General features: G+C 41.6%; 40 protein-coding genes. 12 read left to right on the plus strand and 28 right to left on the minus strand.

The features are described 5' to 3' along the window. Nucleotides 1-449 precede the first annotated feature (449 nt). The 9 genes from bioB to FN732_RS05925 are packed head-to-tail and all read right to left on the minus strand — an operon-like array spanning nt 450 to nt 6,423. Complete coding sequence (gene bioB, locus FN732_RS05885) at nt 450-1,376, minus strand: biotin synthase BioB (RefSeq protein ID WP_142935636.1); 927 nt, start codon at nt 1,374-1,376, stop codon at nt 450-452. Further along, nucleotides 1,373-1,954, minus strand: coding sequence for a GTP-binding protein (locus FN732_RS05890; RefSeq protein WP_142935637.1), 582 nt, complete (start codon nt 1,952-1,954; stop codon nt 1,373-1,375). Before FN732_RS05890 ends, bioB begins: the two co-directional genes overlap by 4 nt. 13 nt (nt 1,955-1,967) lie before the next feature. Beyond that, complete coding sequence (locus tag FN732_RS05895) at nt 1,968-2,441, minus strand: roadblock/LC7 domain-containing protein (RefSeq protein ID WP_142935638.1); 474 nt, start codon at nt 2,439-2,441, stop codon at nt 1,968-1,970. Between the two features lie 3 nt (nt 2,442-2,444). Beyond that, nucleotides 2,445-3,422, minus strand: coding sequence for a thiamine pyrophosphate-dependent enzyme (locus FN732_RS05900; RefSeq protein ID WP_142935639.1), 978 nt, complete (start codon nt 3,420-3,422; stop codon nt 2,445-2,447). Between the two features lie 10 nt (nt 3,423-3,432). Beyond that, nucleotides 3,433-4,641: a pyruvate ferredoxin oxidoreductase gene (gene porA / locus FN732_RS05905; RefSeq protein WP_142935640.1), complete on the minus strand. Its 1,209-nt coding sequence runs from the start codon at nt 4,639-4,641 to the stop codon at nt 3,433-3,435. Between the two features lies 1 nt (nt 4,642). Continuing rightward, entirely contained in the window at nt 4,643-4,933 is a 291-nt protein-coding gene (porD, locus tag FN732_RS05910) for a pyruvate synthase subunit PorD (protein ID WP_142935641.1), read from the minus strand. Next, entirely contained in the window at nt 4,930-5,496 is a 567-nt protein-coding gene (locus FN732_RS05915; RefSeq protein WP_142935642.1) for a 2-oxoacid:acceptor oxidoreductase subunit gamma family protein, read from the minus strand. Before FN732_RS05915 ends, porD begins: the two co-directional genes overlap by 4 nt. Next, nucleotides 5,483-6,100 (minus strand): recombination mediator RecR, encoded by a 618-nt coding sequence (recR, locus tag FN732_RS05920; RefSeq protein ID WP_142935643.1) that lies wholly within the window; start codon nt 6,098-6,100, stop codon nt 5,483-5,485. Before recR ends, FN732_RS05915 begins: the two co-directional genes overlap by 14 nt. Further along, nucleotides 6,097-6,423, minus strand: a complete 327-nt coding sequence (locus FN732_RS05925) for a YbaB/EbfC family nucleoid-associated protein (RefSeq protein WP_142935644.1) — start codon at nt 6,421-6,423, stop codon at nt 6,097-6,099. Before FN732_RS05925 ends, recR begins: the two co-directional genes overlap by 4 nt. 69 nt (nt 6,424-6,492) lie before the next feature. Between FN732_RS05925 and hflX the strand changes: the two genes are divergently transcribed. Next, nucleotides 6,493-7,578, plus strand: a complete 1,086-nt coding sequence (gene hflX / locus FN732_RS05930; RefSeq protein ID WP_142935645.1) for a GTPase HflX — start codon at nt 6,493-6,495, stop codon at nt 7,576-7,578. Here hflX and FN732_RS05935 read toward each other — a convergent pair. Next, entirely contained in the window at nt 7,567-8,817 is a 1,251-nt protein-coding gene (locus tag FN732_RS05935) for a tetratricopeptide repeat protein (protein WP_142935646.1), read from the minus strand. The genes hflX and FN732_RS05935 overlap by 12 nt on opposite strands. A gap of 70 nt (nt 8,818-8,887) precedes the next feature. Between FN732_RS05935 and FN732_RS05940 the strand changes: the two genes are divergently transcribed. From FN732_RS05940 to sfsA, 8 genes are all read left to right on the plus strand, one after another. Further along, nucleotides 8,888-10,198, plus strand: coding sequence for a peptidylprolyl isomerase (locus tag FN732_RS05940; protein WP_185954269.1), 1,311 nt, complete (start codon nt 8,888-8,890; stop codon nt 10,196-10,198). Then, nucleotides 10,195-11,076: a YicC/YloC family endoribonuclease gene (locus FN732_RS05945; protein ID WP_142935648.1), complete on the plus strand. Its 882-nt coding sequence runs from the start codon at nt 10,195-10,197 to the stop codon at nt 11,074-11,076. The genes FN732_RS05940 and FN732_RS05945 overlap by 4 nt, the downstream gene beginning before the upstream one ends. Continuing rightward, nucleotides 11,066-11,719 carry a guanylate kinase gene (gene gmk, locus FN732_RS05950; RefSeq protein WP_142935649.1) on the plus strand — a complete coding sequence of 218 codons (654 nt, stop codon included), beginning with the start codon at nt 11,066-11,068 and terminating at the stop codon, nt 11,717-11,719. Before FN732_RS05945 ends, gmk begins: the two co-directional genes overlap by 11 nt. Further along, the gene (rpoZ, locus tag FN732_RS05955; protein ID WP_142935650.1) at nt 11,712-11,921 is read left to right on the plus strand and encodes a DNA-directed RNA polymerase subunit omega; all 210 of its coding nucleotides are present in this window, start codon (nt 11,712-11,714) and stop codon (nt 11,919-11,921) included. The genes gmk and rpoZ overlap by 8 nt, the downstream gene beginning before the upstream one ends. Continuing rightward, entirely contained in the window at nt 11,921-12,664 is a 744-nt protein-coding gene (locus tag FN732_RS05960) for a dihydroorotate dehydrogenase electron transfer subunit (protein ID WP_142935651.1), read from the plus strand. Before rpoZ ends, FN732_RS05960 begins: the two co-directional genes overlap by 1 nt. A 67-nt stretch (nt 12,665-12,731) precedes the next feature. After that, nucleotides 12,732-13,961: a (Fe-S)-binding protein gene (locus tag FN732_RS05965; protein WP_142935652.1), complete on the plus strand. Its 1,230-nt coding sequence runs from the start codon at nt 12,732-12,734 to the stop codon at nt 13,959-13,961. A gap of 119 nt (nt 13,962-14,080) precedes the next feature. Next, complete coding sequence (locus FN732_RS05970) at nt 14,081-14,734, plus strand: histidine phosphatase family protein (RefSeq protein WP_142935653.1); 654 nt, start codon at nt 14,081-14,083, stop codon at nt 14,732-14,734. Then, the gene (gene sfsA, locus FN732_RS05975) at nt 14,734-15,432 is read left to right on the plus strand and encodes a DNA/RNA nuclease SfsA (RefSeq protein ID WP_246051344.1); all 699 of its coding nucleotides are present in this window, start codon (nt 14,734-14,736) and stop codon (nt 15,430-15,432) included. Before FN732_RS05970 ends, sfsA begins: the two co-directional genes overlap by 1 nt. Nucleotides 15,433-15,568: 136 nt before the next feature. Here sfsA and FN732_RS05980 read toward each other — a convergent pair whose 3' ends face one another. The 5 genes from FN732_RS05980 to FN732_RS06000 form a co-directional block, all read right to left on the minus strand. Further along, entirely contained in the window at nt 15,569-16,561 is a 993-nt protein-coding gene (locus FN732_RS05980; RefSeq protein WP_142935655.1) for a tyrosine-type recombinase/integrase, read from the minus strand. Then, complete coding sequence (locus tag FN732_RS05985; RefSeq protein WP_142935656.1) at nt 16,561-16,761, minus strand: helix-turn-helix domain-containing protein; 201 nt, start codon at nt 16,759-16,761, stop codon at nt 16,561-16,563. Before FN732_RS05985 ends, FN732_RS05980 begins: the two co-directional genes overlap by 1 nt. A 170-nt stretch (nt 16,762-16,931) precedes the next feature. After that, a complete protein-coding gene (locus tag FN732_RS05990) occupies nt 16,932-17,150 on the minus strand; it encodes a hypothetical protein (RefSeq protein WP_142935657.1) in 219 nt (72 codons plus the stop codon). Further along, nucleotides 17,125-17,316, minus strand: coding sequence for a hypothetical protein (locus FN732_RS05995; RefSeq protein WP_142935658.1), 192 nt, complete (start codon nt 17,314-17,316; stop codon nt 17,125-17,127). Before FN732_RS05995 ends, FN732_RS05990 begins: the two co-directional genes overlap by 26 nt. Continuing rightward, the gene (locus FN732_RS06000) at nt 17,304-17,489 is read right to left on the minus strand and encodes a helix-turn-helix transcriptional regulator (protein ID WP_221928605.1); all 186 of its coding nucleotides are present in this window, start codon (nt 17,487-17,489) and stop codon (nt 17,304-17,306) included. Before FN732_RS06000 ends, FN732_RS05995 begins: the two co-directional genes overlap by 13 nt. A gap of 126 nt (nt 17,490-17,615) precedes the next feature. Between FN732_RS06000 and FN732_RS06005 the strand changes: the two genes are divergently transcribed. Next, complete coding sequence (locus FN732_RS06005; RefSeq protein ID WP_142935660.1) at nt 17,616-18,254, plus strand: phage antirepressor N-terminal domain-containing protein; 639 nt, start codon at nt 17,616-17,618, stop codon at nt 18,252-18,254. 154 nt (nt 18,255-18,408) lie between these two features. On the opposite strand, the gene FN732_RS09580 is transcribed toward FN732_RS06005, so the two are convergent. From FN732_RS09580 to FN732_RS06060, 13 genes are all read right to left on the minus strand, one after another. Continuing rightward, nucleotides 18,409-18,546: a hypothetical protein gene (locus FN732_RS09580; protein ID WP_185954270.1), complete on the minus strand. Its 138-nt coding sequence runs from the start codon at nt 18,544-18,546 to the stop codon at nt 18,409-18,411. Then, nucleotides 18,546-19,418, minus strand: a complete 873-nt coding sequence (locus FN732_RS06010; protein WP_142935661.1) for an FAD-dependent thymidylate synthase — start codon at nt 19,416-19,418, stop codon at nt 18,546-18,548. Before FN732_RS06010 ends, FN732_RS09580 begins: the two co-directional genes overlap by 1 nt. Beyond that, nucleotides 19,408-19,626: a hypothetical protein gene (locus tag FN732_RS06015; RefSeq protein ID WP_221928606.1), complete on the minus strand. Its 219-nt coding sequence runs from the start codon at nt 19,624-19,626 to the stop codon at nt 19,408-19,410. Before FN732_RS06015 ends, FN732_RS06010 begins: the two co-directional genes overlap by 11 nt. Nucleotides 19,627-19,636: 10 nt before the next feature. Further along, nucleotides 19,637-19,963, minus strand: a complete 327-nt coding sequence (locus tag FN732_RS09645) for a hypothetical protein (protein WP_221928607.1) — start codon at nt 19,961-19,963, stop codon at nt 19,637-19,639. Further along, nucleotides 19,854-20,186, minus strand: coding sequence for a hypothetical protein (locus FN732_RS06020; protein ID WP_142935663.1), 333 nt, complete (start codon nt 20,184-20,186; stop codon nt 19,854-19,856). Before FN732_RS06020 ends, FN732_RS09645 begins: the two co-directional genes overlap by 110 nt. A 9-nt stretch (nt 20,187-20,195) precedes the next feature. After that, the gene (locus tag FN732_RS06025; protein ID WP_142935664.1) at nt 20,196-20,570 is read right to left on the minus strand and encodes a single-stranded DNA-binding protein; all 375 of its coding nucleotides are present in this window, start codon (nt 20,568-20,570) and stop codon (nt 20,196-20,198) included. 71 nt (nt 20,571-20,641) lie between these two features. After that, nucleotides 20,642-21,571 (minus strand): phage recombination protein Bet, encoded by a 930-nt coding sequence (gene bet / locus FN732_RS06030; protein WP_142935665.1) that lies wholly within the window; start codon nt 21,569-21,571, stop codon nt 20,642-20,644. Nucleotides 21,572-21,583: 12 nt separating this feature from the next. Continuing rightward, a complete protein-coding gene (gene dut / locus FN732_RS06035) occupies nt 21,584-22,021 on the minus strand; it encodes a dUTP diphosphatase (protein ID WP_142935666.1) in 438 nt (145 codons plus the stop codon). Further along, complete coding sequence (locus FN732_RS06040) at nt 22,011-22,232, minus strand: hypothetical protein (RefSeq protein ID WP_142935667.1); 222 nt, start codon at nt 22,230-22,232, stop codon at nt 22,011-22,013. Before FN732_RS06040 ends, dut begins: the two co-directional genes overlap by 11 nt. 40 nt (nt 22,233-22,272) lie before the next feature. Beyond that, the gene (locus tag FN732_RS06045; protein ID WP_142935668.1) at nt 22,273-22,506 is read right to left on the minus strand and encodes a hypothetical protein; all 234 of its coding nucleotides are present in this window, start codon (nt 22,504-22,506) and stop codon (nt 22,273-22,275) included. A 1-nt stretch (nt 22,507) separates the two neighbouring features. After that, a complete protein-coding gene (locus tag FN732_RS06050; RefSeq protein ID WP_142935669.1) occupies nt 22,508-22,705 on the minus strand; it encodes a hypothetical protein in 198 nt (65 codons plus the stop codon). A 325-nt stretch (nt 22,706-23,030) separates the two neighbouring features. Continuing rightward, nucleotides 23,031-23,525, minus strand: a complete 495-nt coding sequence (locus FN732_RS06055) for a hypothetical protein (protein ID WP_142935670.1) — start codon at nt 23,523-23,525, stop codon at nt 23,031-23,033. Nucleotides 23,526-23,583: 58 nt separating this feature from the next. After that, the gene (locus FN732_RS06060; RefSeq protein ID WP_142935671.1) at nt 23,584-23,940 is read right to left on the minus strand and encodes a hypothetical protein; all 357 of its coding nucleotides are present in this window, start codon (nt 23,938-23,940) and stop codon (nt 23,584-23,586) included. A gap of 170 nt (nt 23,941-24,110) precedes the next feature. Here FN732_RS06060 and FN732_RS06065 point away from each other — a divergent pair, with 170 nt between their 5' ends. Then, nucleotides 24,111-24,776 carry a phage tail protein gene (locus tag FN732_RS06065; protein WP_142935672.1) on the plus strand — a complete coding sequence of 222 codons (666 nt, stop codon included), beginning with the start codon at nt 24,111-24,113 and terminating at the stop codon, nt 24,774-24,776. Further along, nucleotides 24,773-25,081, plus strand: a complete 309-nt coding sequence (locus tag FN732_RS06070) for a hypothetical protein (RefSeq protein WP_142935673.1) — start codon at nt 24,773-24,775, stop codon at nt 25,079-25,081. The genes FN732_RS06065 and FN732_RS06070 overlap by 4 nt, the downstream gene beginning before the upstream one ends. Nucleotides 25,082-25,195 lie beyond the last annotated feature (114 nt).

Here is a 25,195-nt window from a genome sequence, read left to right on the forward strand (position 1 = left end):
GCCTCATCAAGGTCTTGGTTATAAGACTCCAGTAGAGAAGTTTGAGGAATATATTAAAAAACTCCAGGGTGTCCACCATGTATTGAACGAGAACACTTTATTCTTTTCCAGAGTTTAAATGTCGTGTAGAGCCGTTTTGCTACTTTCGGGGCAACCGATGCCCTGTTGTTCTCATCTGGAGAGTGGGGAATAACTCCACCACCTAAGACTACAATTTCCTGACAGTTGATTTCTTTAGGAAACGGATACTTGTTTTCAAGAGGTGAGAGAACTACGTTCTTTCCAACTTCTGTAGAAAAAAAAGTACAAAAGTATTAGTGTAGTTACGCTTAAAATGAGAGAAATTCTAACGTTCTTTTTTATCAGGAAGAAAATTAATGTTAACAATAGGAGAATTAAAATTCCTGGAGGGATAAGAAAAACTCCGAGTGTTTTTGAAATGAGAAACATCACCTTAGAGAGCTCTCCATTCCCAAATCCTTAATCATTTGTATATCATCTTCCAATTTCCTTCCCTTGGTGGTAAGGTAGTTTCCAACCATTAGAGCATTTGCAGGAAAAAGAGAAAGTGGTTGGAGCTCCCTCAAGTTGTATTCCCTACCTCCACAGACCCTTATTTCTGATTTAGGAACCCCAAATCTGAAGGCAGTTAAGATTTTTAAACATCTAAGGGGAGTTAAAAAGTTGGCATTTTCCAGAGGAGTTCCCTTTATAGGATGGAGAAAGTTTAGTGGAACAGAATCTACCTCAATATCCCTTAACGTTTCAATTAGCGAATATACATCTTCATCAGACTCACCCATTCCAAAAATTCCACCACAGCAGGTTGATAGCCCAACTTCCTTTGCATTTAGAACTGTCCTTAACCTATCCTCCCACCTTTGAACTTTAGATATTTTTGGATAAAACTCCTTAGATGTTTCAAGATTGTGGTGATACCTGTCGAGTCCACAGGATTTTAGATACTTTAATTCTTCCTTCTTTAGCTGACCTAAGGAGGCACATAGTTTAGCTTCAGGTTTTGATGATTTTATCTTCTCTATTACTTTTCCTAACCTTTTTATTTCCTCTCTTGTGGGTGAAATACCACTTGTAACAAAACTAAATCTGTTTATACCTCTTTCAAAAGCCCTATTCGCTGAATTTACAAGCTCCTCATTACTGAGGAGGGGGTACGTTTTTATTGGAATGTTGTATTTTGATGATTGAGCACAGAACTTACAGTCTGCAGGGCAAAGTCCACTCTTTGCATTTAAAATGGAACATGTTTCTACAAAGTTTCCAAAATACCTTTTTTTTATTTCGTAAGATTCAAATAGAAAACTGTAAAAATTTTCATCTGTAGATTTTAAAATTTCTAAAATTTTCTCTTTCACTGTTTCAAATTTTGAAGTACTTGTCGAGATATTTCTTTAAATGTTTCGAGAACACCAATACCCTTTATAGCAATTGCCTCAAAATCTGGTCTGTTCCATCTATTTAAATCTTTTCTTAGAACTTCAACAGGGAGAATGTTGGGTAAATCTCTCTTATTGTACTGAAATACCAGAGGAATCTCCTCAATCCTTATCTCGTACTCCGTTAAATTTTCAATCATATCGTCCAAGGTGTCTAAATTTGCATCATGCCTTTCCTTCTGAGAATCTGCAACGAAGACAATACCATCAACACCTTTTAGAATTAGCTTTCTGCTTGCCTGATATATTATCTGACCGGGAGTAGTGTAGAGATGGAATCTTACTTTAAATCCCTTTACATTAGTTAGTTCTATAGGAACGAAGTCAAAAAACAGAGTCCTTTCTGTTTCAGTTGCTAAAGTTATCATTTCTCCTCGATTTTCAGGCTTTATGTGCTCATAAAGCCACTTAATGTTCGTTGTTTTTCCAGAGAGACCAGGACCATAGTAAACTATCTTACAGTTAATTTCCTTCGTAGCAAAATTGATGAAGGGCATTTCAACTCCTAGGCTATTCAAAGAGAGTATCTAAGTCAATATCTTCTATATCTATCTCCTGGGATACAGATTTTTCACTTTCAGCTCTCTCTTCAATTTGAGAAATAATCTTTTCCAATTCGTCTTGGTATTTCTTTATCTTAAATCTAACAATACCAATATTAGTAACACTTTTGTTGAAAATGGAAACAAGAATGTACTTATCACTAATTAGAACCATATATATTCCTTCTTTTTCTGTCTCAGTAAACATGTGGTTTATAGATTCATCACCAAGTAACTTTGATAGGGCCTCGGAAGCAGCCACATTTCCTGCAGTAAGTGATGCAAAGGTTATATCGTTAGAAGAAAAAGCCGGAGATTCACTCCGGCTTATTAACTGTCCTGCTTTATCAATAAGAAGTGTTATGTTGGCCTTACTTTCCTCGTTAATCTTTGTAAGTAAGTCCCTAAGCTTCTTATCTTCTTCCGGTTTTAAGTTCAACATGACTTATTCCCTATTAGAAATTTCTTCCATTCTGTTAAGCCACTCCCAACGTCTGTTAACTTCCTCCTGAAGCTCCTTTATTTTATCCTGATTTTCTGGTTTAAACAAGTGTTTAAACCTGCCCTGTAGTTTAAGATACTCCTCTATTGGCTTGGGATTCTTCGGCTTATGAGTTATTCTCCACTTCCCATTCTCAACTTCAAACAGTGGCCAGTAGTTCGTTTCTACAGCAAGTTTGCTTACGAGAATTCCCTCCTCCTCTTTAGAGCGCCATCCCCTTGGACATACAGAAAAGGCATTGATAAATGATGGCCCTTCAGTTAATAGTGCCTTTTTGAACTTTTCCATTAAGTCCTTCCAGTGGGAGGGAGAAACTTGAGCCACGTACGGTATTCCGTGGGCAGCTGCGACTTCTGGAAGCCACTTCTTGTGTTGTGGTTTTCCTAAACTTTCAGAACCTACCGGTTGGGTTGTTGTATTTGCATACTTGGGAGTTGCAGAGGAACGCTGAATTCCCGTGTTCATGTAGGCTTCGTTGTCGTAACAGACGTAGATGAAGTCGTGTCCCCTTTCAAGAGCTCCAGAGAGTGACTGGAATCCTATATCGTAGGTTCCTCCATCACCACCTAAGGCTACAAACTTAACCTTTTTATCCGTTGGCAGTTTCCCCTTTCTCTTTAAGGCCTTATATGCAGCTTCCACTCCAGAAATTGTCGCTGCAGCATTTTCAAAGGCGTTGTGTATCCACGGTGACTTCCAGGACGTGTAAGGATAGATAGAAGTACAAACTTCTACACATCCTGTAGCATTGGCCCATATCAGTTCGTATCCAAGGGCATTTGCAACCATAAACATCTGTCTTATGATTATTGAAGCCCCACAGCCTGCACAGAGCCTATGTCCCGGAGCCAACTTCTCAGGATAGTTTGTAAGTTTCTTTAAAGGGGGAACCTTTATCTCAGCTGTCTTTATTTCTGCCATAACTCCTCCATTACTCGTTTAAATTAAGGTAGTTAACGAAAGGAACCTCTTTTCCTGCTGCCTTCTGCATGACCTTATCTATGGCTTCCTCAATGTGGTGAACGTTTGTATCCCTACCACCTAAGCCGTAAATAAAGCTAACCAATGGATAGTACTTGTTTCTGAGGTGCATTGCAGTAGCAACGTCACTGTAAAGTGGACCTCCTAAAGCTCCAAAGGTCTCGGCCCTGTCAAAAACTCCGACAGCCTTACAGTTTGACGCCTCTATAGCATCCATAACATCGTAGTAGGGGAAAGGTCTGTAGGTTCTTATTTTAATTAGACCTACCTTTATTCCTTTTTCACTCCTTAGTTTGTCTATTACGTACTTGGCAGTTCCTGCCGTTGAACCAATGATTATTAGAATATAATCGGCATCTTCAGTTCTGTAGGTTTCAATGTGTTCGTACTTCCTACCAAACGCCTCCTCAAATTTCTCTCCTACTTCTCTTATGACCTTGTAGGCCTCCAACATTGCTTCTCTCTGCTGTCTCTTAAATTCCATGTAGGAGTCTGTCATGGCAACGGGACCGTGGGTTACAGGATTATCAACGTCAAGGAGAGGATAGATAGGTTTATGTTCTCCGACAAACTCCTCTACAGCCCTGTCTGGAAGGAGCCTTACTCTCTCAATTGCGTGGGAGATGACAAAACCGTCCATTCCAACCATTACGGGAAGCCTCGTCCTTTCGTCCTCTGCAATCTTTATTGCCTGAATTAAATTATCGTACTGCTCCTCAGCATTTTCTGAAAATAGCATTATCCACCCTTGGTCCCTTGCTCCCATCATGTCAGACTGGTCACCGTGGATGTTAATGGGGGCCGAGAGAGCTCTGTTAACAACTGTCATAACTATTGGCAATCTCATCCCTGAGGCAATTCCTAAAACTTCCCACATGTAGGCAAGTCCAGGGCCTGCCGTTGCAGTCATTGCCCTGCTTCCGGCAGCGGCAGCTCCTACACATGCAGACATTGCAGAGTGTTCACTCTCAACCGGAATGTACTCAGTATCAACAAGGCCATTTGCAACAAAGTCTGCAAAGAACTGCATAAGCTCCGTTTGAGGTGTAATTGGATATGCTGCAACGACGTCCGGGTTAATCTGCCTCATGGCCTCTGCAGCGGCCATGTTTCCCGAATAGGGAACGTAAGTAACCTCCTTTATCAACTCAGGCCTCATACTAATCCTCCTCACGGAACAGGTATTCTGGTTTCATTTCAAGGGCGTTTGTTGGACACTCGTGAGCACAGATACCACAGCCCTTACAGTGCTCATAGTCAACTCCTACCATCTTCTCCTCTTTTACTTGGATACAGGAGTCGGGACAGAAGACCCAACAGAGCATACAGTTAACACACTTATCGGCCTCAAAAACAGGTCTCCAAGCCCTCCACTCACCAGTGTTGTACTTTTCACTTGAACCTGGCTCAGGTATAACAGCTCCTATAGGTAGTTCCTTCCAACTCTTCATTCTGACCTTACCTCCTCATAAGCTCTGTGTAGTGCCCTTATGTTTGCCTGAAGGGCATTTTCAGAAATTTTCTTTCCAAAGGCCTTTCTTACATCGTTCTCCACAGTCTTAATGTCAACAAGGCCATTAAGTATCTTAACTAAAGCTCCGAGCATAGGAACGTTCATAAGGGGCCTCTTAAGCTCCTCCATGGCTATTCTTGTGGCGTCTACAGTGTAGATTTTCCTTCCCTCAATTCCGTACTTTTCCCTTACTTCCTGGGGGGATTTGTCCGTGTTGATGAGTAAAGTTGAATTCTCGTCAGTTCCCTCTAAAAAGGGAACGGTCTTTAAAAGTGTTGGGTCAACAACTATTACGATATCAGGGTTTAAAACCATGCAGTGTAGTGTTATGGGGGTCTCAGATACCCTGTTGTATGCCCTCAGCGGAGCTCCAGACCTCTCAGCTCCGTAATCTGGGTTACTCTGAGCGTACTTTCCCTCTTCAATAACGGCAGAAGCCAAAATTTTAGAAGCTGTAACTGCACCCTGTCCTCCACGGGCGTGCCACCTAATCTCTATCATTCTTTCCTCCGACTATAAGTTTCTTGTCCTCTAAAGCTTTTCTCAGTGTAAGCTCATCCGAGGCATCGATAGTTCCACCGTAGGGAATGCCGTACCCAATTCTGTAAACCGTAACTCCAAGGGATTCAAGTCTGTCTGTTAAAAACTTTGCGGTTGCTTCACCCTCAACTGTTGGATTGAGGGCAATTATTACTTCCTTTATTCCCTTTTCCCTTATCCTGTTGAACAAACTTTCGATGTTTAAGTCCTCAGGAGATACGTCCTCCAAGGGGGAGATAACGCCCCCTAAAACATGGTAAAGACCTCTGTACTCTCCCGTTTTCTCTATCGATACTGCATCCCTTGGCTGTTCAACTACACAAACAACCCTTCTATCCCTCTCAACATCGCTACATATTGAACAGAGCTCCCTTACTGCAGGAAGTCCACACTCCTTACAGGGGTGAACCTCCTCCAATTCCCTTAAGGCGTTTGTTATTACTCTCTTTTTCTCCTCAGGAAGCCTTGAAAGGGAAAGGACAGCCCTCTCTGCAGCCCTTTCGCTGATGCCCGGAACCTCAGAGAGGAACTCAATCAGGAGCTCCAAATTCTCAGGGTATATCAAAACAGGCCTCCCATATCGATTCCAAGCCCACCTGTTATCCTCTCAAGCTCCTTGGCCATTTTCTCCTTCGCTTCCCTTAAGGCCTGATTTGCAGCGGCAAGAACCAAATCCTGAACCATTTCCCTGTCGCCGCTTTCAAAGAGCTCCGGCGATATTTCAATGGAGACCAACTCTCCAGAACCCTTTGCCACTACCTTTACTGCTTCCCCTCCAGCCGTTCCTGTAAACTCCATCTGCTCTATCTCTTCCTTCATTCTTGCGGCCTGATTTTGAAGCTGTTTTGCCATTTTCATCAGCTGATTTATATTTCCACCTTTGAACATGAGAATCCTCCATTCTAAAATCTAAATCTAATTGTAAACAAACTGTAAAAATTTAACAACAGGAGAGATATGGAGTTAGAAAGGGAAAAGGTTGCCCTCATAGCCGTAAAGAAAAAGGGGGAGGAAGTTGACCTTGAGGAGTTGAAGGGACTGGTTGAAGCCTTAGGAGGGGAGGTAGTTCAGGAGGTTGTTCAGAGGAGAAACTCCTTTTCTCCATCAACCTACATAGGAAGGGGAAAGCTTGAAGAGATTGATAGGGAAAAGGTTACGTTAATAGTTTCCTACCATCCGCTTTCCTACTCTCAGAAGAGAAATATAGAGGAGATAACGGGAATGCCCGTTATTGATAGGACTGAGGTAATCCTTGAGATTTTTGCAAGGAGGGCAAAGACAAAGGAGGCAAAGCTTCAGGTTGAGCTTGCAAGGGCTTACTATAAACTCTCACATTTAAGGGGAAAGGGAAAGGAGCTCTCAAGGCTCGGAGGAGGTGTTGGAACGAGGGGACCCGGTGAAACCCAGACAGAGGTTGAGGCGAGAGCCCTGAGAAGGAAAATTCACAAGCTGAGAAGGGAGCTTGATGAGGTTCTGAAGAAGCAGGGGCTCCACAGGGAGAGCAGAAGGAGAAAGAACTTTAAGACGGTGGCTGTTGTGGGATACACAAACGTTGGAAAGTCAACATTGGTTAGGCTCCTTACAAAGAAGGATGTGTTGGTCAAGGATATGCTCTTTGCAACCTTGGACGTGAAAACGGGAGCTCTCTACCTTGACGGTCAAAAGGTTCTTATTTCCGATACCGTTGGATTTATTAAAAACCTCCCCCACGAGCTCGTTGCATCCTTCCGTGCCACTTTAAGTGAGGTAAAGGAGGCAGACCTCCTCCTCATCGTTTTTGATGTTTCCTCAGGAAATACTGAGGAGGAGCTCGAATCTGTTAAGGCTGTACTGAAAAAGCTCAAAAGCTGGGAAAAGCCGAAAATTTTTGTTGGAAACAAGGTTGATAAGCTCTTTAATGAGCCGAAGAGTAAGGAGGAAATCTACTCCCTTGTTGCCGGAAAGATACCTGAGGAGAATCCGGAGGTCGTCTTCGTATCTGCAAAGAAAAGGTGGGGAATAGAGGAGCTAAAGAGGGCTATCTCTGAGAAGTTAGCCTCTTAGCATTTTCTCTAATCCCTCTACCTCCTCAACCTCCTTAAGTTTGCTGTATGCCCTCTTTATCTGCTTCTCGTCAACTGCCTCCTTTAAGATTCTTTCGTAAAACTCCTTTGCTTCTTCAAATTTACCCAATTCGTAGAGAACATCCCCTACAATCTCTGAAACCTCACATACCTCGTCCTCTGTAAGTTCTGGATTGTCGAGGATGAACTTTCCTATTTCAACGATTTCCTCCAACCTTCCCTGGTCTAAGAGAATTACTGAAAGCTCTGAGAAGGCATCCAAGAGAACCCAGACGTTGTCGGTATGGAAAATAATTTCCTTAAGGACCTCCTCTGCCTGGTCAAATCTACCCCTTTCGGTGAGAAACTCCGAAAAGGCCTTGAGGGCATCCTCCCTGATAAACCCCTCAGATAGTCCTATCGCCCTTCTGTAGTAGTGCTCTGCCACATCATCCTTTCCTACCATTGCATAGAGGGCTGCAGCACTCTCTAAGAGGTAGACTGCATCTGGAAAAAGCTCCAAAGTATTGTGAACGACCTGCAGAGCTCCCTCGTAGTCCTCATCGCTCACCATAACCTCGATTAACTTCTGCCTGTAGTCCGCATTTTTAAAGTCGAGCCTACAGGCCTCCCTCAACTCCTCTTTTGCCTCTTCCAACTTACCCCACTCTGCGTACACCCTTCCGAGCTCGTAGTGAAGGTCTGCAGAGTTTATGAGTTCTATTCCCCTCCTCAAAACCTCCTCTGCCTTTCTGTAGTTCCTCCTTACTGCATAGAACCTTGAAAGTTCAACGTAAGGAAACTTCGAGTAGGGGTCTATAGTCATTATCGTTTCAAGGGTTTTTACCATTTTCCTGTGTGAATTCATCTCCTTGTAGAGCTTGTAGAGCTCCAAGTATGCGTCCTTTTCAAAGGGGTTGAGCTTGACGGACTGGAGGAGTTCTCTCTCTGCAGCCTTAAAGTTCTTCATAGAGGCAAGGGTTATTCCCCTTTGAAGGTAGTGTCTCGAGCGGTACTCGGTATCTAAAAACCTTGCCTCCTCCAAGTAAATCTCGGCCTTTTCAGAATTTCCGATTCCCTCGTAGGCTTCAGCAAGGAGGAGGTAGTAATCAATGTCCCTGAATCTGTTTTTCTCAAGTTCCTCTATGGCCTTTTTGTACTCCTTTGATTTAAGGAGCTCTTTCGCCTTTTCTAAGACCTTTCCTATCTCTGACCTCTTTTCCTCAAATCTGTTTCTCAATAAGTCCCTCTTGAGAAGGTTTCTGATTTTAAGTATAAATCACTGTTACCGAATTTCAACCGGAGGAAGTATGCTTTCAAAAATAAGGAAAAACCTCAGGGCCTTCAGCCTGCCACTATGGATAGTTGCTGCCTCCTTTGTAGGAACGATTTTTCTGGTCTGGGGAAGGGGCTCCGTTTTGGGACCATCTGGAACAGAAGTTGCTACTGTAAATGGAGAGGGAATAAGCTTGGTTGAGTTTAACAGGGAGTATTCGAACATTATAAATGATTTGAGGACAAAGTTTGGGGAAAACTACAGGAAGTTTATAAAGAACGATGAGATAAAACAGGCAGCTCTTCGCAGGTTGGTTGTGAGGAAGCTTTTACTTCAAACTGCAAAGGACGAAGGTATACAGGTCAGCGACTGGGCTGTCGCAAGGGCAATTGAGGAGATTCCGGCATTTCAGGACAACGGAACGTTTTCAATCAAACTCTACAGGTCCTTTTTAAGGGCGCGCCACATGACGCCCAAGTCCTTTGAGAACATCGTAAGGGAAGATTTGCTTATAAACAAGGTTCTCTCCGTTGTCAACAACTCACCCTCCGTTACCGAATTTGAACTAAAGAAGCTCTACACCTCATTTTTTGGAAAGAGGAAGTTCAAGTACAAGCTCTTTCCCCTAAAGGACTTCAACGTTTCCGTTTCAGACAAGGAGATAGAGGAGTACTATAAGAAGAACAGGGAAGAGTTTTCTAAGGAGGGAGAGGTTTCAAACTTTGTTCTAACCTTTCCAAAGACGGCTGAAGGGGAGAAGGAGGCTCAGAAGGCCTTTGAGATTGCAAGAAGCGGGAAGTTTTCACAACTGTTCAATTTCAATCCAAAACCTCTTAAGGATAAAAATTTAGAAAAGGAGCTCCAGAAAAAACCGTTCATTTTTAAGAGCTCCGATAGAGAACTCCTGTTGGCATTTAAGTACAAAAAGAAAGAGTATAGGCCGCTATCAGAGGTTAAAAATGAGATAGAGGCCGTCTTAAAAACGGAGAAAGCTCTGAAGGAGGCAGAAAGGGCTGCCAAGAGTTATAAGGGAGAACTTCCTAATGAGACGGAATTCTTAGACAGGGCTGAATTTGTTAAGAAGTTCAAGCCATTGGAAATTCCAGAGGGGCTCTACTCCTCTCCAGTGGGAGTTAGGAAAATAGTGAGGCTTGAGAATGGATTTGGCATCTTCTCCCCTGAAACAGATTTAAAGGTGAATAAGTTTGATAAAGAGAAGATGGAAAAGCTCAAGGAGTTTATCATCGCGCAGAAGAGAGAAACAAACTACCAGAACTTTGTAAACCTTTTACTTCAAAGGGCAACAGTAAAGATAAATGAGAAGCTCTTCAGGAGTATTAAATGAAAAGTATGACAGGATACGGAAAGGGAATTTCTGAAAACAGCTTTGCAAGGATAACTGCAGAAGTTAGGAGTCTAAACAGTAAAGCTTTGAGAGTTAGATTTTCAATGGGGAAGGTCTTCAACCCGTTTTTGAACGACCTGAACTCACTGATTTCTAAATATGTAAAGAGGGGTGATTTAGAACTTTCAATTCACTACGTCCTTTCCCCTAACGTTGAGGTTCCGATTTCCGTTAACTACTCAGAGGCAGTTAACCTTGTAAGAGAGATTAAAAAAATTTCATCACTGTCAGGAGAGGAAATTTCGGTTTCACTGAGGGATTTATCCCTAATATCTGATATTTTCCAGAGAGAGGAACTTGATTCCGAAATCTTCAGAGAGCCCCTCTTTGAGGCAGTTGAGGAGGCACTGTTATCACTGGATGAGTCGAGGAAGAGGGAGGGAGAAAAGTTAAAGTCGTACTTTTTGGAAAAGCTGAAAGTGATAGAGGATGAAGTTAGGGGAATTGAGGAAATGGTTTCTCAGTTGGAGGAGCTCCTGTTCAAAAAACTCAAGGAAAGGGTTAGAAAGCTCCTTTCCGGTGAGGAGCTCCCCGAGGAGTTTGAAAGGAGGATAGAGCTTGAAGTTGCTCTCCTTGCTGAAAAGCAGGACATTTCAGAGGAGGTTTCAAGGTTAAAGGTTCACATAGATAGGTTTAGAGAGCTCTTAAATCTTGAAAGTGAACCTGTAGGAAAGACTTTGGACTTTCTCTGTCAGGAGATGCACAGGGAGATAAATACGCTGGGAAGTAAGTTGAAGGAGATTGACGTTACAGAACCTGTTTTAAAGATTAAGACCGAAATTGCGAGGATAAAGGAGCAGGTTCAGAATGTCGAATGAGTTAAAGGGACTCTTAGTAGTTATCTCCGCTCCCTCTGGAACGGGAAAGACGACTCTGACGCACATGCTGTTAAAGGAATTTCCGAATATGGAATTTTCTGTCTCCTATACTACCCGTCCTCCAAGGCCTGGAGAGGTAAATGGAAAGGACTACTACTTTGTTGATAGGGAAACGTTTGAAAGGATGGTTGAGGAGGGGGACTTTTTGGAGTGGGCTGAGGTTTACGGGAACCTTTACGGTACCTCAAAGAGTCAGGTTTTAAAGGCCTTAAACGAGGGTAAGGACATTATCCTTGACATAGATACTCAGGGAGCCCTTCAGGTAAAGAAGAACTTCCCTGAGGCGGTTTTAATCTTTGTTCTACCTCCGTCACTTTCAGAACTTGAGAGGAGGTTGAGAAGGAGGGGAACTGACGACGAGGAAACAATTGAGAGGAGGTTAAAAGTAGCAAGGGAGGAAATAAAGAGAGCTCCCCTCTACGATTACATAGTCGTTAACGACGTTTTGGAAGTTGCCTTTGAGAATTTGAAGTCTATCATTAGGGCTGAAAAGTGCAAAACAGAAAGGTTAGCTGAACAGTTTGAAAAGGTGGTAAAGGACCCTGAAATTGTTACTCTTTTAAAAGGAGGTAGAAATGAGTAAGAGAATCCCTTTAGAACCTGTAATAGAAAAGGTAGGAAACTTCTATGAAACGGTTCACGTTGCCGCTAAGAGAGCAAGGCACCTCTACACGATTGACCCTTATACCTTTGGTAAGGACGAAAGGGGAGAGGAGCACAAGAAGACAATAATTGCCCTCTACGAAATAATGGAAGGTAAAGTCTGTCCTAAGAGAGAGGTTTAATGGAAGTTTTAGAAAATCGCCACGTAACCGGACGGGACTACATTTTAACAGTTAGAGTTCCCTTAGGTACGATTGAGAGGATAAAGCCCGGTCAGTTTGGAATGGTTCAGGTGAGGAGCTCCCTCCAGTTTGACCCCCTCTTAAGGCGTCCCCTTGGAATATTTAACGTTGAAGGGGATAGAGTTTCCTTTCTCTACAGGGTTTACGGTAGGGGGACAGAGCTCCTAACGAAGGTTTCACCGGGAGAGGAAGTTGAAATCCTAATGCCCCTTGGTAATTCAATTCCCGAAAACTACGATAGGTACCTGTTCATAGCAGGGGGAATAGGAATAGGAGGGCTCTTTTTGGCTTCAAGGTGGTTTAAGGAGAGGGGAAAGGAGGTTGTTTTTGTATATGGGGAGAGGAGTTCTGAAAACTTGTCCGGTATTGAGTTTTTAAGAAAGTACGGTATTAACTCTGTTGTTTACACGGAGGACGGCTCCTTTGGGAAGAAGGGACTTGTTACATCGGAACTTCAAAGCTACGAAGACTTTGTCTGGATTGCCTGCGGACCAACACCTATGATGAAGGCCGTTAAGGAGTTAGCAAAGGAATTGAACGTTGAGTGTTACCTATCCCTTGACAGGAGAATGGCCTGTGGTGTTGGAGCATGCTTAGGCTGTACAGTTAAGACGGTAAACGGCTACAAGCGCTGCTGTGTAGAGGGACCTGTATTCAAAGCTGATGAAGTAATTTTTGACTAATTGAAAAATTTTGCTAATTGCAATTAATTTCCTAAATTAAATTTTACTATTACTTTAGGGAAACCTAATGGAAGAAAAGAAGATTTTAGGTATAAGTGACGAACTTGTAGAAAAGTGTGTTAGATGTGGTTCGTGCCGTCAGGTCTGTCCGGTCTTTAACGTTACCCACGAGGAACCCTCCGTTGCAAGGGGAAAGATATTTTTAGCCAATTTAATAAACAAAGGAAAGGCAGAGCTCAACAGAGAAGCTGCCCACTTTTTCAACCTCTGTACCACCTGTTTAAGGTGTGCAGAGATATGTCCCGTTATGGTTGACTATGAAAAAATCATCATCTCAGCGAGGGCAAGGGCTGTTGAAAAGTTTGGACTGCCACCTGAAAAGTCGGCAGCTGTAAAGCTCTTTTCAAACAGGAAACTGTTGGAAGTTACGACTAAACTGTCATCTCCTTTAACAAAGCTCTTTACAAAAAAATCAAAAAGTCCTCAAAACAGACTTTTGCCTGTGAATGTACCCAAATTGGGAAAGGTTCTCCTTCCAGAGCCTTCGTCTAAACCCTTCAACAGTGAAGATAGGCTATTCCCAGCAAAGGGAAAGGGGAAGGGAAAGGTTATCTTCTTTACAGGGTGTATGTTTAACAACTTCTACACTCAAACGGCAAATAACGTTGTTAAGGTTTTAAATGCCCTTGGTTATACAGTTTTTGTTCCGAAGGAGCAGTTTTGTTGTGGAGCTCCGGCCTTCTTCTCGGGAGATTTAAAGACGTTTGAAGAGTTGAAGGAAAGGAACTTAGAGGGCTGGGGAGGAGAAAAGGCCGATTTCATTGTTTCTGCCTGTGCAACCTGTGGACACATTTTAAAAAAGGAGTACGGTGAGGTTTCCATACCTGTTAAGGAGCTTATAGAGGTTCTCTACGAGAGTTTAGAGGAAATTGGAAAGTGGAAACTTCCCCAAAAAGTGACGGTTACGTGGCACCATCCCTGTCACATAGTCAGGGGCCAGAAAATTCCCCGTCACTATCCCTTAGATGTTTTAAGGGTTGTTCAGAACTTGGAGTTTATCGACATGCCTGAGGCCGATAACTGCTGTGGGATGGGAGGTTCCTTTAAACTCTCCCACCCTGAAATATCAAGAGAGATACAGATTAAAAAGGCAAAAAATATAGAGTCAACAAGAGCCGAGATGGTCCTTACAGAGTGTCCCGGCTGTGTTATGAACATTGCAGAGGGGCTGGAGAGAATAAACTCACCCCAAAAATCGCTCCACATAGCTGACATTTTAGTAATGGCTCTTGAGTAGCTCAGGTTCTAAGTTATTTTTAGAGTTTTTCTATGAAATAGCAGAGAAACTACTTGTAACACCATAACTAAACCTAAAAAACGTATAATTTCCCCCCAAATCTTAGAAAGGAGACTAAGATGCCAAAGATAGTACTTGTCAGGCATGGAAAGACCGTATGGAATGCAGAAGGTAGGTATCAAGGGAAGTACGATATCCCTCTGAACGAGGAAGGAAAAGAGCAGGCCAAGAAGGTTGGAGAGGCGCTAAAGGATTTCCCAGTAAAAGCAGTTTACTCAAGTCCCCTTTCAAGGTGTGTTGATACTGCAAAGGAGATAGCAAAGCACCACAATTTAGAGGTTATTAAGAAAGAGGGATTTAAAGAGATAGACCACGGTGAATGGGAAGGAATGCTTGCAGAGGAAGTTGAAAAGAAGTATCCGGAGCTCCTCAAACTTTGGAGGGAAAAGCCAGCAGAAGTAAAAATGCCAGGTGAAACGGGAGAGACTTTACAGGACGTCTACAATAGGGCTGTAAAAGCTTTTGAGGAAGTAGTTTCGAAGTACTCCGATGAAGATTTGATTGTTATTGTAGGACACGATGCAACGAACAAGGTTCTTATGTGTTACCTCCTTGGAACGGATTTGAACAAATTCTGGGCTTTTAAACAGGCAAACTGTGGAATTACAGTTATCGACTACAATCCTAGAACAAAACAAGTAATTATCCACGTTTCAAATGCAACGGGACACTTAGGCAAGGAAATAGACTTTGAGGTTCAGAAGTCCCTTTGATGGTTCTACTCAACGTTAAGGAATTTTTAGGTGAATTTACTTTTGGTCAGTTTTTAGAGAGGGAAAATCGCTTTGTATGTAGAGTTTTAGTAAAAAACAAGGAGAAGAAAGCACACCTTTCAGATACAGGTAGATTAAGGGAGCTCCTTAAAAGGGGAGCTCCCGTTGTTCTCTCTCCAAATCCCAAAGGGAAACTTGACTATAAGGTCGTTTCTATAGGGAACGAAGGAGAGTGGATTTTCCTGAATCCATCCCTTCACTCAAGGATAGCTGAAAGGTTGATAAAAGAGGGATTCATAGGAACTCTTCCTAAATCGATAAGGAGAGAAGTAACTGTTGGAAAGAGTAGAATAGACTTTCTGATTGACGAAAGCTTTTATGTAGAAGTCAAAGGGTGTAACCTTGTAGAGGAAGAAGTTTGTCTATTTCCAGATGCACCAACGTTAAGAGGAAAAAAACACCTATTGGAATTAATAAGACTCAAGGAAAAGGGATTTAGGACGGGAGTTCTATTTTTAGCCTTTAGAGAGTGCAACTGCTTTTCACCTAACCAGAGAACAGATTGGGCATTTTGCAACACTTTTAAAAGAGCCCTCTCTTCAGGGGTTGAGTTTTTTGGATTCAAACTGGGATTTTGTCCTGAAAGTGGAGACATTACTGTAAAAGGCAGACTCAAGATTTGTAGAGGAGTTTTATGAAAGATTAAAAATGGTGCCCGGGGCGGGAATCGAACCCGCACGGGCTTGCGCCCAAGGGATTTTGAGTTACTTGTCTATTGCTGATTTTCAAGGCCTTGAAATGCTACTGAGTGCAAATTGGGTGCAAAAGTGTATTTCAGAGGGGTAGTTTCTTGATAGCTTCCTGTAGGTGTTGAGGAGCTAAATGAGCGTAAATTTCAGTTGTTTTGTAGCTTGTATGCCCTAATAACTCTTGAACTGTTTTTAAATCAACCCCTGACATTACCATTAGAGAGGCAAATGTATGCCTTAAATCATGAACTCTTAACTCTGGAAATCCTGCCTTCCTAAAGTATTCCTTTAGCCTGTGCTCTATGTGGTCTCGGCTGTAAGGAATAACCTTCCCAATTGCAGGATAACGTTTAAGGAGCTCCTTTCTGAGGTTAGGATGAATAGGTATAACTCTCGTTTGGAAGTTCTTTGACTTTCTAACGGTAATCAGGCCCCTCTCTAAGTCAACATCCTTCCAATATAGCCTTACGGCTTCTCCTATTCTCATACCGGTATAGATGAGGAAACGGAAGATGAATAACCACTCCTCCCTGTCTATAACTTCCTCCACTTTAGCTATATCCTGAGGTAGGAGAAATCTTGGAGGCTTCTGCTGAACTTTAAGCTGTTTATATCCCTTCATAGGATTTTCTTTTATGTATTCCCACTCTACGGCCTTTGAGAGAGCCGATTTCAAGGTTCTAATGTGAACGTTAACGGTTACTTTGGAGAGGCCACATTCAAGAAGGTGATTAACGTATTCATCTACATTCCTTTTCGTTATCGCCGATAGATATAAATCTCCTACCACTTCTCTAAATCTGTTTAGAACGTGCCTTGCCTTAGTGAAGGTCTCCTCTGAGCGGTTATTTTTAGCCCAGTCTAAATATTCTTGAGTAAACTGAGACAGGGGGACTCTGATTCCCTCTTTAAGAACTATCAATTTACCCTTCAGGTATTCTCTCTTTAGCTTGTTGTAAATCCTAATAGCCTCCGCCTTGTTACGGGTGCGGAGGCTCTTTTTCTTCCCTCTCTCAAATTCTACATACCAGACGCCGTTTTCTCTCTGAAATAGCCTCATACTGATATTAAACTTCATTATTTGACCTCATGCAAGAGAAGTTCCTCTTTTAATGAATCTTCTCCTAAGAAAGCGTCTATACTTTCCCTGTCCCAGAGCCACTTGTTGCCAATCTTTTTGGCTGAAATGAGACCTTCGAGATAACGCTTTTTGAGGGTTTTAAAACAAAGATTGCTGTATTTTTCAGCTTCTTTCGTAGTTAGCCAACGTTTTTTCATTAGACAGCCTCCCTTTAAGGTTTTAGGGAAGCCGAACAGGGGGACGGGCGGGGAGAGAAAGAGGGATTATCTTTTAGCTTCCTTCTTTTCAAACGGCCATGCAAGGTAGATGAAGAATAGGGCAAGAATAATAAACATTAAAGCAAAAGTTGCTAAAACTAAGTTTTCCATTAATCCTCCAGTTCATTTACTTTCTTTTTATAAAGATACCCTGTAATTAGAACTGAGGCAAATAGCACTATACTTGCAATCAGACCTGTAGCTACAAAATTGTCAAAACCCTTTTGAGATAAGCGGGTTATAGTTCCTGTTGCTACAAGAAGAAAAACAGTAAAAACCTTTCCAAATATGTCCTTGTAAAACTCAATCTCCTTCTCTATCCTGCTCACTCAAATACTCCTTATAGACTTCTGGACAGTGCTTTTGTAGGTATTCTTTAATGGCTTCCCTAATAACTTCTGTCTTTCTCATACGAAGTATCCATTGAGCTTCCTCCAATGCTCTATCCATTTCATCTGAAACTCTCAAGGCTATTAGCTTTTTTAGTTTAGCCATGAATTCCTCTTTAATTCTTCAACTAACCTATCTAAATCCTGCCTATCAAACCTTGTGCTTTTCCCTATCTTCACAGGTTTGATTTTCCCCTCTTTAATGAGCTTATAGAGAGTAGCCTTTGAAATACTTAGATACTCACAAGCCTCCTTTACTGTAAGCAGTTTCTTTTCCACTTTTCCCTCCATCTTTTGAAATTCTATCAGTTTATAGTGGTATTTTGCAGACTTTTAAAGTCTTGACAAGTTTACTGGTGTTTACTAATATAAACGATAGAAAACTACTACATACAGGAGGAGGCTATGCGAGAGACTAAACCAAAGTTCGTAGTGGGTGAACCTACGCAAATTGAGTTCCACGGAGACTACTTAACTGCCGTTTTTGACGGCGAAACTGTTTGGGTAGCCGTTAGACCTCTAATTGAAAACCTTGGCTTGGACTGGTCTAAACAGTATCGCAAAATCATTGCCGACCCTGTCTTATCTCAGGTCGTTGCCCAGAAGGCAACAACCTCTCAAGGCAAGGATGGCAAGACTTACCAAGTTAAAATGCTCTGTCTCCCTCTTGAATACATCAACGGTCTGCTTTTCAAAATCAATCCAAGTAAGATTCCCAACCCGCAGGTAAGAGAAAAGGTCATTCTCTACCAGAAAGAGTGCTACAAAGCTCTCTATAACTACTTCATAGCCGATAAGGTTGAAAGAGCCTACAGTTTTGAGGAGTTTGTTAAATGGGCGGAACTTGAAATCAAAACTATCAAGGCTAAAAGTCAAGGAATAGCAAAAGCCGCAAGGCTTATTAATGCAGTTGTTAGAGCTACGAAAGACCCTGTTCTACAGGACAAGCTAACCCGTAAGGTTCTTCAAGAGTTTGGTTATAAAGATGTTGTTGAGGAAGCTGAAAGGGAAAATCCGAAAACCATTCAACGGAGGTTATTTTGAGGAAGAATTGAGAACGGCCGACGAGGTCATCATCTGGATACTTGACACCCGCAACAACCAAACTTTCCCAATCGTCATCGGCCGTTCTTCTACTCAAAAATTTATTCGTCTGGAGCTCTCCCGCAACCTTTAGGGGGAGCTCCCCCTTTTTTCCTCAATTAGGTTCTTTTACAACTTCCTTCCAACAAAACAAAAACAAATCAAGCTCAGCAATATCATCTTCTGTTAGTTCAAAAGCTCCTTTCTTTCTTATGTTCTCCCAAATATCAGCTATTTCGTAGATAGAGGCCATTATTCCTCCAAAAATTCCCTTTTAAACCACTCCGCTCTTTTCTGCCTTGCTGGGGTGAAAATCGGATTACAATCCTCAACCCATCTATCAAGGTAATCAGCCATCATCTTAACGATTTCAGGTTGATGTTCTTTTAATAAGTTCCACATAGATTTTGCTACAAGCCTTGTCTCCTCTTGAGCTTCGGGATGCAAACGGTGAATAAAGAAATTCAGCCAAGCCCTGTAATCTCCCTGCATCCAGAATTGAGTATAGAGACCTAACGGAAGGAATGCACGGGCTTGTTCGGGTTCCCAACCTTCAGTTATAAGTTGCTCATAGGCCATCTCCCCCATCATACAAGAACCTATCCTAATGTCTGGATGAATAATAGCTTCCCTCCCCAGCCAACAAAAGAACTTCACCTTATTTCCCTTCACATACCGCCTGCTCATTTCCATATAGGAAAAAGCCCTGTGTCTTTGAATTTGACGGGCTACGAAAATCGGAACTTTGAGCTTAAAGGTAGCAAAAAACCTTTTGTTTATACTAATAGAAGATGAGATATAACTGTCATGATCCTGATTGAATTCCTTGATAGCCTTCTCCCAATTTATGTAATCACTATTTCTTAAATCTCCAACATCCCAACACCTCACAAACTCAAACGGACTTTCATGTCCCCGCTCAATCAGCAAGTTCCAGAGCCTATCAGGGTCTTTGCAGTATTCGTTTCCGTAAGAAATAGAAGCTACGAGACAAACGGCTTCTTTCCTACTTTCCTCATTTTCGTTAGCCTTGGAGAAGTCCCAGAGCACCACCTTACAGATTGGCGGTTCCTCGTAATCGTAAGGAAATTTCTCGGCAACTTTGTGGATATATTTAAGTTTCATCCTTCATCACCTCCAAAATGTTAATGCATGCCTCTACGACAGCCTTCCCGAGAGAAGTTAAATAAATAGTTTTGCTCTTCCTCTCTACTAACCTCCACTTTTCCATAAGCTCTAAAGTTTCTAAGACTTTTTCAGTTCCTATCTTCTTAACAAGGGTGCTCTGGAAAGAAGCTCCATTGTTGTAGAGGAGAAACAAAAGAGTTCTCAATCTCAAATCGCTAAGATGCGAGAAAAGCAAGGACAACTTCTTTGTATCTTCTTTTGTTATTACAAGCTCTTTCATGTTTCATCACCCTCTTACGAGATTTACGTTTAGGAGGTTTCCAGAGTGGCTCAAATTCATCTTTTTTAGGAGGCTTAACAAGTTTATCTGCCTCTTCCTTCGTTATATCGTCATAGAAAGCTACGTATATTTCCCCTGCATAAGCATCAACCTTAAAGGGACAGGATAATTTCCCTTTCACTCTTGCCCGCCAGAGTCGTCTTTTTACCAGCCTTGCGTCCTCTCTTGTTCCTACGTACTGATAAACTCTCTTTATCCTCATTTCCTTTTCCTCCATCAATAATCGCTTCAGGACCAAAAATCACTTTTGCTAAAGATTTCGGGAATCCATCCGGTAATATGTAAGTGAACGCCTTGTTGAAGTCTGTAGGCTGTACTACTCTACAAAAGAATTCTTTTTCAACTCCATTTTCTATTATCTTGATGTACTTATCCTGAGTGAACGGCGGTTCTGTAAATTTGTAGATAGGCAAAACTACTTTCATCTCTCCTCCTTAAAATTCGATGTCGTCAGGCGGTTCCTCTTCAGTTGTTTCTTCCTTTCTTGCATCCAACGGGCTGAACTTGTCTGCCCTAATCTCAATCTTGCTTCTGTTTTCTCCACTTTCAGTTTTCCAGGTTGACTGCCTTAGACTTCCTTCAACCAAAACCCTGTCTCCCTTGTTGAACCTGCTAACTGTCCAATCTGCTAAATTGCCCCATAAAACCACGTCTATAAATACAGGGTCTTCTTTCCACTCTCTGTTTTTGTCTTTGTATGGATTGTTGACGGCTACCCTGATTCGGGAGAATGGAGTTCCATTAGAGGTGTGTTGAAGCTCTGGGTCAGCAACTAAGCGACCGATAAGAAAAACTTTGTTTAAGTTCATGATTTCCTCCAGAAAATTTAAAGAATGAAAAAGAGAGCTCCACTAAGGGAGTGGAAGACCTTAGAGAGCTGCTAAGGGAGTTCTATTGGAGCTTCTTCCTTAACTCTATTAGTCAGTTCTTTGGCTTCCGGATACTTAATATCATCTAAAGACTTGCTTAATTCATATTCAGGGTCAATTCCTAACTCCATTATTTTCTTTCTCCACCTTTCCTTGGCTTCTTTGATTACCTCGATAGCTTCCTCTTTTGTTAACTGCTTAGAGGATTCCTTGCCGAATTTCTCTCTGATGTAGCTCTTATAGTCAAATTCAGCCAATCCAGACCAGGAATGAATTCCTTTTATGTATTTCCTGTCTAATTCAATTTTGCTATTCTCAACAGGCTTGGTATTAAGCACTTCCCCAGTTTCCTCATCTATTTCAACTCCCATTTCCTCTGCTACGTACATTCCGGACATTTCACTCGGAAATGCCTCACGAAGAGCCTGAACGAGAGCAACTTTTCTAATCATTGTTGCAGGCATAGTTGCCCAGTTGCTCATTAACTTCCCGTCTTTCGTCTTGCGAGCATATTCCTCAATCGCCACTTCAGTGCGTATAGGGTGATTAAAATCTTTTCTGTAAACCTCAGCCCAGCCGCCAACAAGTTCCTCCTTGCTCTTGATGTAAAAAGCTCCGTTTCTATACGTAACTTCTCCTGTATCTCTGTTAACCGTAATAACTCCTGCTTTGTAACCATCTAACTGCTTTGAACGTTCAGCACGTTTAAGAAAAGCATCTTTTCCAACAACTATTACAGGCTGAGAGTTGCCGTATTTGATGAAGTGAACATCATAGGGAGATAAGCTCCTTAATTTGCAGTAGTTAAAGAACTCTTCTATTTCCTCCTGTTTTGCATTAGGAGCGTGATATTTGACGTAAGTAGCTACCTCGTCAAAGGTATATGTTCTTCCATCTTCTGCTACAATAATTTTTGGACTTTCAATAACTGCTTTTGCCATAACTTCCTCCTTTTATTTATTTCCGCTACTCCCGAAACCGCCCTCTCCTCTATTGGTTTCGGTTAGTTCTTCAACCTCAATAACCTGAAAATCTGAAACGGGAACAGGAACTAATTGAGCTATCTTTTCGCCTTTTTCTATTCTCTGTTCCCGTCCTGAAAGGTTAGCCAGAGCAACGATGATTTCTCCTCTGTAGCCGTTATCAATTACTCCAGCAACCACATGGAGTAATCTTCTTGTTGCCACACTTGAACGGTCTTTGATGAAAGCTCCCCAACCTCTTGGAAGCTCAACAGCTATTCCTGTTCTAACCTTCACAACGGGTATTCCGCCATTTTCATTAACAGTTGGGATAACTACATCTTCAAGAGCATACAGGTCAAAACCTAAGTCTCCCTCGTAAGCTCTTGTTGGTAGTTTTGTATCTGGATGCAGGCGTTTACACTTCACGTTCAATCCTCCTTTTAACTTTCTTAACCTTTTCTATTCCCTCTAAAATCCCTTTCGCAGTTTTCTGCTCTCCTATAGCTAAAAGCAAGTCGTGAGCTGCTTCTAATCTGCTTTGCGTTTCTGTTAGATACAGTTTTATAACTGCTAAGGCCTCCTTACGCTTGACTTTTTCTAATTCTTCGTTTAGTATTAATTCAAAATTCGCATTCATCTCCGCCTCCTTGAAATGGTTTTAAGGAGATGAGAGGGCTTTAGGCCCTCTCAAGGGTTTGTTCTTCTATCCTTGCTATTGTTTCTGCAAGTCTGAGAAGCTCTTTCTGAGCTTCTTCTTTTAGGTCAAAAAGAGCATAAGTGTATTTACCTCCTCCTCTTGTTCTGATAAGCACACGGTATTTCTTCACATCAACATCTTTGGTTACCGAAATAGCCTCTATTTCGGTTATTTTGATAAGAGTTCCCTTGTTAGTCTCTATCCACGGCCACATCTCACACCTCCCATAAAGTTCCGTATCTAATTGCTCTTTCTAAGAGGTCGGAAAAGGGACTTTCCACTTCCCCGTAAGGTTCATATCTTCTATCGTCCCAGACTTCTTCCGGTTCTGCTTTTCTTTCCTCGTCTTCGGGGAGCCATAACTCTGGCTCCCCCATCATTTTGTCAATCCAAGAAGAGTCGTAAACTTCCATGGCTCACCTCCATAAGTTTTCTCTCCCTTTAGGAGCAGAGTCCGTTTACAGAGGGCTTGTTAACCCTCACCGGGCTACGTGCACCCGGCCGGTCTTCGGGAGTTACCCCTACTCCTGCTCCCCGCCCGTTACCCCCTATTCGGCTGTCAAAGAGCTTTCTCAAGCGTCTGCTTTAATAATAAAGCGTATGGATGAAAATGTCAAGTCTTTTGCTTTAGTTTTTAAAGCAAAAGCTATTAATATACACCAACCTCTTGACAGACAAGGGATTAAAGGAGGCAGGATTTGAAGGGAGTGGTTAAAGAAGGGAAGGCAGAGAAAGCCCTTACTTTAGGCTTTCTCTATAGTCGTTCCAGAGGGAAACGAGGTTTTGAAGAAGAAAACGTATGTGTTTTTCGTTTTTTAGATTTGCTACGTTAACATTCTTTTTAAGAGATTGGTTGTACATTTGAAGGTAAAGTCTGTCTTTATACTCTTTAAGATAGAGTTTAGGTAAATCTTTAAACTTTAACGCCTCGCGTAAAACTCCAAAATCTCTTCCGGTTTCTTTTTCTATTTGCTCTAAAAGTTTATCAAGTGGGTAATACTCTACTTCAATAAAGAGAAGATTTTTATCGTCAATACATTTAATACATTTACGGCCAAGAAGAGGAGTTGAATCAGTATTTTTCTTGAGTTCTTCTTCTAATCTCTGAATCTCCTGAAAAAACTCTGAAATTTCTTTTTTGTTTGTTGTTTCTTTGATAGTTTCCTCTACTACGAAATCACAAAACTCACAGTTCTCAGGATAACTTTCTTTAACTAACCTATAGATGAACATCTTCACCTCCCAAGTTTTTATTCCACAACGTTCAGATAAAAAAGGGCAGGGACTACCCCTATCCCTCATAACAAGTTTTATCTTTCTTATCGCAAATTAAATAGAATGTTGTAAAACCAATTCTAATTTCTTTTTCGTCTTCTTCTATTGCTTCAATATTGCTTTCTGTTTCTGTGTAGAAGTCAGCGAAGTTTTCGTACTCCCAAAATTCATTTAAAATATCCATGACTTCCTCTACATCATTTTCATCATAGTCATTTCTCCATTGAGGGTAGCTTTCATCAAGAACTTCCAAAACAACTTCAAATGGAGAGTTATAGCCTTCTTTGATGTTTTCTACTGGGAACTTAAATCCTTCTTCTTCTGCGAACCTCATAGCTTCTAAGACTGCTGTTCTGAATTCTGATGTTCTCATCTCCGCCTCCTTTCGATTTGTTTTCCTTCTACTTAATAATATAGACTCAATTGAGTTTATTGTCAAGGGGGAAGAGGATAATTTTTCAAAAAAATGTCGTGAAATGTATTCAAAACGCGGTTGTATCAAGGGCTTGGAGGGTTTATACTGAAAGAAAATCAGAGGAATTAATGAAAAGTAAGATAATACTATCTCCCGAGCTTGCAGCTTTGAAAAAAGAAGGAATCCCTCAACGCGTTATAAGGCAAGCACTTAACAGAACAGCAAAGTCGGCAAAAGCAGCAATATCAAAAGAAGTAAGAAAAATCTATAACATAAAAAAAAGAGACTTCGATAAACACATCACAGTTACTCCAGCCCGGAACACAGACATCGCCGTTGTAGCTATCAAGGGCAAAAGACTACCTCTCTTCTATTTTCTTTCGAAAAGTAGCGTTTCTATCTCACTTAAAAGAAAAAAGCTTCCGGTTTATGAAAGAAAAACAAAAACCGGAAGAGTTGTAAGAGTTCAATCAAAGTGGCCTGCTCTAAAAGTTAAGGTAAAAAGAACGGAAGGATGGAAAGTTTTAAGGCGTAATGCTTTTATCGCACGGATGAAGTCCGGGCATATTGGAATTTTCAGAAGAATGCCAAATTGGAAACACAAGCTTGTCTCTACTAATCCCCGAAAGTATCATGGTCTCCCAATTGCCGAGCTTACAACTCTCAGCTCAGTTCAAATGGTAGAAAACTCAAAAGCACTTAGAGAAGTCGAAAAGATTATCCCAGAAAGACTTAGAAACAACATTGTTCACTCTGTAGCAATGTACTTATACAAAAAAGGGAGGAGGAGGTGAAGACTATTGTTTATACCTATTTCCCTCATTTTTATCATTCTTTTGTAGCTTACGAAAAGAAGTTGCGGCCTTCTGCAGTCCAGGTCTATTTTGCTCTTCTATCACTTGCGGGAAAAGTAATTCCATGTTCACCAAGAAGCTATCTCAAAGAACAACTTCCCCTTTCTAAAGATACGATAGACAAAGCCTATACATCGCTCATTGTACACGGTTTTATAGAAGAAAGAAAAGGAAAAACAACTATTGAGGTTATCTTAAAGCCAAGAGCTGCAAGGAATTTGCTGCAATCAGGATGCAAAAGATGATGAAATCGGGTCCTTCCTGGCAGGTTGGGTTGCGGGTGCAGGAGGTGCAAAAAACGAGCGAATTTCGCCCAGAGCTTTGCTGTGTCGTCGCCAAGCCTCTTGGACACACAACAA

It is taken from the genome of Balnearium lithotrophicum (assembly GCF_900182585.1).
Lineage (GTDB): Bacteria > Aquificota > Aquificia > Desulfurobacteriales > Desulfurobacteriaceae > Balnearium > Balnearium lithotrophicum.